The following is a 5,867-nucleotide window of genomic DNA, read 5'->3' as shown; positions in this document are numbered from 1 at the left end:
ATGTTTTGCAATATCAACACCTTATAGATTCCTGCTTGCGCAGGAATGACGATAATAGGTGGTTGCTCGACTTTTGCAAGTGGCTCTATTGCTTTGCATTGCAATAAACGCTACGGCAACAAGTAAATTTTAAACAAAGCATTATTAAAAGTTACATGTTTTTACCTTTTAAGCATATGACACCAAAGCTTGCTATTCGCACCTCACAAAATTTAACTTTGGTAGGTATTAGCTACCATGAAGCACCGCTTGAGATTTTAGAAGGCCTTGCTTTAAGCAATGAAGAAATAGTGCGTTTTTATCAAACTGCTTTAAAGTATCCTGAACTTATTAATACTTTTGTTTTGTCTACATGTAATCGTACTGAACTATATGGTTTTGGTGATGATACTGCTTATATTAGCGCTTTATTAATTGAAATTTTGCATAAGATAGTTGGTGACAAGCGTTTTCCTGGGCAGCAGTTTTTTTATCTTCATTATGGCCAAGATAGTCTGCATCATTTAGCGCGAGTAGCTGCAAGTCTTGATGCCATGATTTTGGGTGAAGCCCAAATATTTGGGCAAGTTAAAGCCGCTTATAAGACTAGTATTAGCTATAAAGCAGCCGAGCCTGCTTTTGCCCGTTTAATGCAAGCGGTTTTTACGGCAGCCAAGCGTGCTCGTAGTGAGACAGAAATTGGCCGTGGGGTCGTATCAATAGCTAGTGCTGCTGTACATGTGGCTAGTCGATTTTTTAATAATTTAACGCAACAAACAGTTGTAGTTGTCGGTGCTGGCGAAAATAGTCGTTTAATGCTTCAGCACTTTTATGATCAAAATCCACAACGTATAATTATTATCAATCGCACTTTCGACAAAGCGCAACGCATAGCAAAAACTGTTGGCGGTGAAGCTTGGCCTTGGACGCAATTAACGCAAGCTGTATCAGCAGCCGATGTGTTGGCTTGTGCCGTGCGTTTATCAGAGCCGGTAATAGATGGACAGTTATTAGCAAAAGCAATGGAAAATCGCTCTGCGCGTTCCTTGTTAGTATTAGATCTAGGTTTGCCTCGTAATGTCACCCCGCATAATCATCATTCAAATGTTTTTATTAATGATCTTGAGGCGTTTCATCAAGTAGTAGATGAAAATTTAGGCCGTAGAAAGATGGAAGTTAGCCGAGTTGAAGCCATCATAGATGAGGAGATTGACAAGCTGCATAATGATGAACACACGGCACAAATAAAGCCATTTATTATAGCGTTACGTACAGCTATTGAACAAATGCGAAAGTCTGAAACATTGCAGGCCACATTGGGATTGAATGCAAACGAAACTGCCGCCGTTGATCGCGCCACCACTGCGGTTACTAATAAATTGTTGCATTTAACGACTGAATCAATAAAAGCATTTGCAAATCAACAAGCAAATTATCTACAAATCAAAGCAGTTACCGAACTTATGGTTAAATTAAAAGAAACGAATTTAAGTCCAACATTTAGGGACACCCCCTACATAAAATGAATTTATTGCTTGAAAGATCTATGCTTGGTTTGTTTTAATTCGGAGTTACGATTATAACTTCTCAACCGCTTCCTCAAAGTCGCGGTATGGATAAAAGCATTATGACTTATTGAGATTTTTTTTAAGTAGTTATTTACGATCGAGCTATCATGTCAAGCTATCGCATAAATGATCCACGTCAAGGTTTAATCGGTCCGATAAAACTCGAAACTGTGCGTGATCTTGTTAGTACGGGTGTTATTCAAGACGATGTATTAATTTCGAAAGACGATGGTCAATGGCAACCGGTAACCGAGTTTGCCGAAGTTTTTGGCAGACCTGAACCAGCAGGTCATCGTAAAGCGTCGTATATAGGTGAACTTAGCAAGACCAGTTTTTTTAAAATCTTTTCGCGTCTTTATTTCTCGCAAGCAGATGGCATGCTTATTGTAAAAAGCCCGCCACGTCAGAAAGAGATATATTTAGAAAAAGGTAAACCTGTTTTTATTACCTCGAATTTAGATGCCGAACGTTTAAGTGCATTATTAGTACGCCAAGGTTTATTGTCAGAAGCAGAGTTAAAACAAGCTATTGCGGTAATGCATGAAGACCAAAACCACCTTAATTTAACTTTGGTGCGCTTGGGATTAATGGATGCGGCAGCAGTAGAGCATGCAATTATTACTCAACAAATAGAGCGCCTAGTTGATTTATGTCATTGGCGTGTAGGTCAATACTTGTTTTTTGAGGGTGCACGCTACCTAGGAGAAAAGTTAGATCTCAAGCTAATTCCCAATCAATTGATTTTAAAAGCGGCATATTCTGCCGATGCATCATTTTTACGTGAAAGTTTATTACTCTATGATAATGCGGTAGTGCGATTTGATAATTCTGAGTATCAGAATGATTTGCCACCACTGACGGCGATTGGTCAGCAAGTTGTTACTCAAATTGATGGAACTCATAAGCTTGCCGAGATATTACAACAATTTAATGAACAGCCAGCTAATCATGAAGCATTAGCTCTTATATATCTATTATGGGAAATTGATGCCATCAGCTTTCTGAAATAACTTTAATAATATGGTTTTTACTTTTAGCAGTTGAAATTATTTTATAAAGTTATTGCACGTGGGTTCTACAATTAAAATTCCTGAATTAGCCGCCAACACAATAGTAGGAGGCAGCTACCGGATCATACGCAAAATTGGTAGCGGTGGCATGAGTGTAGTTTATGAGGCTGAAAACTTACGTCTGCCAGAACTACGGGTCGCAGTAAAAATAATCAAATCAAATTACGCTTCAGACGATGAATTTTACCAACGCTTTCGCCGTGAGGCAGCAATAGGTGCACGAGTTCGCCATCCAAATGTTGCAGCGGTAATAGATTGGAATGCTATGCCTGATGGCACTCCTTTTTTAGTTATGGAGTATCTTGAAGGCGAAAGTTTACATGAACGTATGAAACGTGGGCCGCTAAGTAAAGAGCTAGTGCGTAGCGTTTTATTTCAGACAGCTGCTGCTTTAGAAGTAGCACATGCGCAAAGTGTAATACATAGAGACCTTAAACCACGTAATATATTTTTAATTAGTGGAAGCGCTAACTTGCCAGAAGGCATTTTAGTAAAAGTAATTGATTTTGGTGTATCAAAAATTTTAGGTGCTGATACACTTGAAAGCACTACTTCGCGTACTCTGGGTACTCCTCGCTATATGTCACCAGAGCAGATTAGTACTGATCATCAACGCGTTGGCCCGGCTACTGATCAATTTTCTTTAGGAGCATTAGCTTATGAATTGATTGCGGGTAAACCCGCTTTTAATGGTGATTGTCTTGAAACCGTTCTTTATCAAATAGTAAACGAAGATCCACTACCATTACATGAGCTAGCTCCTCATGTATCACCTCGACTTGAACACGCGATTAATAGAGCCTTAAGCAAAAAACCAGCTGAGCGCTATCCTAGTATTTCTGCATTTGTACGCGAAGCTTTTAGGGATGATTTAGAAAGTACAACTCCTACTGTTGCGGTGAAATTAAAAAATAAACTTAAACTACGTAAAAAATTACAGCAGCTAACAATAGCTGTGTTAATGTTAACTACTGTTGCGCTACTGATTAGTTTTGCAATCATTACTATGCAAAATGATTCAGCAGAATTTGTATTTGCTGAGCCCAAAGATGAGGTGACGGCCTTTAATGTTAATAATGAGCCTGCGCCTTTTACCCCACAAGCTAACCAACAAGTAATACATTTTTCAGTGCCGTCTAATAACAATATAACTCGTGACACTAATGAAGATATTGAAGATACAAATCTACTTAAAATACCTAACTTGGCCACCGCGCAGGCTAAATTGACAGAAGCTCAGAATTTGGACTTTACCGGTAACTATCTTGAAAGCATACGTGTTGCCCGACAATCAATAGCGCTTGAAGATAGCAACACTGCCAGAATGCTTATTTTTCTTGGCTACTGCAGCCTTAATGATGTGGGTAATGCACGCGCAGCCTTTTTTGCGATTAATAAGAAAGCGCATACACAGGCGCGTCGATTATGCAAAGAGCGTGGTCTCGATTTTTAAAATCGTTTAAGAACCTCTTGCCGTGGTGGTTTTTCAAGAGATTTAATAACTTCACGCAATATGTAATCTGACATTGTCATGCCTTCAATTGCGGCGCGAGCTTTTAGACGACGATGTATCGTTGTTGGTACGTTACGGATTTGAACCATAGTAGCTGACATGTATATATGATATTTTCATCAATTTAACATGTATTGTGTTAGTAATTGTAAGCAATACGGTAGATATCCGCAGTATTTACAACTCAGCCGTAGCAGAAATAATACGCGCCAAGAAGCTGCCATTTTTAACAACCGGCAAAGTGTCAATTTCTTTTAATGCATCTTTAATATTTGTGTATGAAGCTTCATGGGTGACAATAATGACCGGTACGGCCTCTTGAAGAGTATCAGCGCGACCTCGTTGAATAAATGAGGCAATAGAGACATTGTGACGCCCTAATACCCCAGTTATATTGGCAAGAACGCCTGGTTGGTCCAATGCAGTCACGCGGATATAAAATTCGCTATGAGCATCTCTAGCAAGGCTAATATGATTGCCCGCCTGACCACGAATACGAACTCCGCTTATAGGCATACGCGAAATGGCGCCAGAGAGAATGTCGCGACTTGCAGAGATTAAATCAGCAACAATAGCGCTACCGGTAGGTAAAGCACCTGCACCACGACCAAAGTACAAAGAAGGCCCAAGGTTGTCGTCTTCAATGTAGACGGCATTAAAAACTCCCTCGACAGATGCTAAAGGATGTTTGATTGGCACTAAGGTCGGATGCACCCAAGCTTCTACTCCATTATTTTCATTGGTAGCTGAGCATATTAATTTCATACGATAGCCAAGTTCTGCCGCAGTGGTAAGATCAAGCGGAATTATTTGGGTAATACCACAACGATTAATATCCTCAGGATGTATGGTGGTATCAAAGCAAAGGTCAATTAGGATGGCGAGTTTTTGCGCAGCATCAATACCATCTACATCAAGGGCGGGGTTGGCTTCAGCAAAGCCATTTGCTTGAGCTTGTGCTAAAACCTCAGCAAAAGGTTTTTGTTCGCTAGCCATGCGTGAAAGAATATAATTGCAAGTTCCATTAATTATGCCAGTAATACGTTTTATATGATTGGCCACTAAGCCACGCCGTATGGCGACAATAAGTGGAATACCGCCACCAACACTAGCTTCGAAGCTAAAAGAAATACGTTTTTTTTCTGCTTTAGTAACTAATTCATCCCAATGGATTGCTAGCAGCGCTTTATTAGCAGTAACGATATGTTTGTTATTGTCCATGGCCTTAAGCATTAAGCTGCGTGCTGGCTCGATGCCGCCAATTAATTCGATAACAACTTGTACATTGGGATCATTGACTACTTCTTCAGCGTTGGTAGTAAAAATATTTTTGGAGATGTTAAGTGTTTTTGCACGTTCAGCATTGAGATCAGCAACACGCACCAATTCAATTGGTACACCTAGCCTGCTTTCAATTAAATCAGCGTTACGACGGAGAATATCGACAGTGCCAGTACCGATATTACCTAATCCCAGCAGACCGACTTTAATTGCTTTCAATTCTGAGTTCATCTTTTTGTTTCTCCACACGAACCTATAGCCTATATTGCTAAATGCTCCACGAGAATTTTTATCCCGATGGCTATTAGAGTAATACCACCAATAGCCTCCATACGTTTGCCGCATATATTTTCAAAACGTTGACCTATTAAGCTCATAGGAAAAATTAGCGCATATTTTGGCCATATTTTTAAATGTGTTTAGCATGTAAACCAGTAAATATCACTTTAAACAATT

6 protein-coding genes are annotated in these 5,867 nt (G+C 39.6%); 3 read left to right on the top strand and 3 right to left on the bottom strand.

What is annotated here, in order from left to right; translation table 11 throughout:
- The first annotated feature begins 176 nt into the window (after positions 1-176).
- From JW841_16395 to JW841_16385, 3 genes are all read left to right on the top strand, one after another.
- Positions 177-1,505: a glutamyl-tRNA reductase gene (locus tag JW841_16395; GenBank protein ID MBN1962514.1), complete on the top strand. Its 1,329-nt coding sequence runs from the start codon at positions 177-179 to the stop codon at positions 1,503-1,505.
- Positions 1,506-1,654: 149 nt separating this feature from the next.
- Positions 1,655-2,557 carry a DUF4388 domain-containing protein gene (locus JW841_16390; protein MBN1962513.1) on the top strand — a complete coding sequence of 301 codons (903 nt, stop codon included), beginning with the start codon at positions 1,655-1,657 and terminating at the stop codon, positions 2,555-2,557.
- 58 nt (positions 2,558-2,615) lie between these two features.
- Positions 2,616-4,070, top strand: a complete 1,455-nt coding sequence (locus tag JW841_16385; GenBank protein MBN1962512.1) for a serine/threonine protein kinase — start codon at positions 2,616-2,618, stop codon at positions 4,068-4,070.
- Here JW841_16385 and JW841_16380 read toward each other — a convergent pair.
- From JW841_16380 to JW841_16370, 3 genes are all read right to left on the bottom strand, one after another.
- Positions 4,067-4,231: a hypothetical protein gene (locus JW841_16380; protein MBN1962511.1), complete on the bottom strand. Its 165-nt coding sequence runs from the start codon at positions 4,229-4,231 to the stop codon at positions 4,067-4,069. The genes JW841_16385 and JW841_16380 overlap by 4 nt on opposite strands.
- 76 nt (positions 4,232-4,307) lie before the next feature.
- Complete coding sequence (locus JW841_16375) at positions 4,308-5,642, bottom strand: homoserine dehydrogenase (GenBank protein ID MBN1962510.1); 1,335 nt, start codon at positions 5,640-5,642, stop codon at positions 4,308-4,310.
- A gap of 29 nt (positions 5,643-5,671) precedes the next feature.
- On the bottom strand, positions 5,672-5,788 hold the full coding sequence (locus JW841_16370; GenBank protein MBN1962509.1) for a manganese efflux pump: 117 nt from the start codon (positions 5,786-5,788) through the stop codon (positions 5,672-5,674).
- Positions 5,789-5,867 lie beyond the last annotated feature (79 nt).

This window comes from Deltaproteobacteria bacterium, assembly GCA_016931625.1.
GTDB lineage: Bacteria > Myxococcota > XYA12-FULL-58-9 > XYA12-FULL-58-9 > JAFGEK01 > JAFGEK01.
The sequence above is the reverse complement of the archived record's forward strand: the minus strand, read 5'-3'. Positions and strand labels throughout refer to the sequence as shown.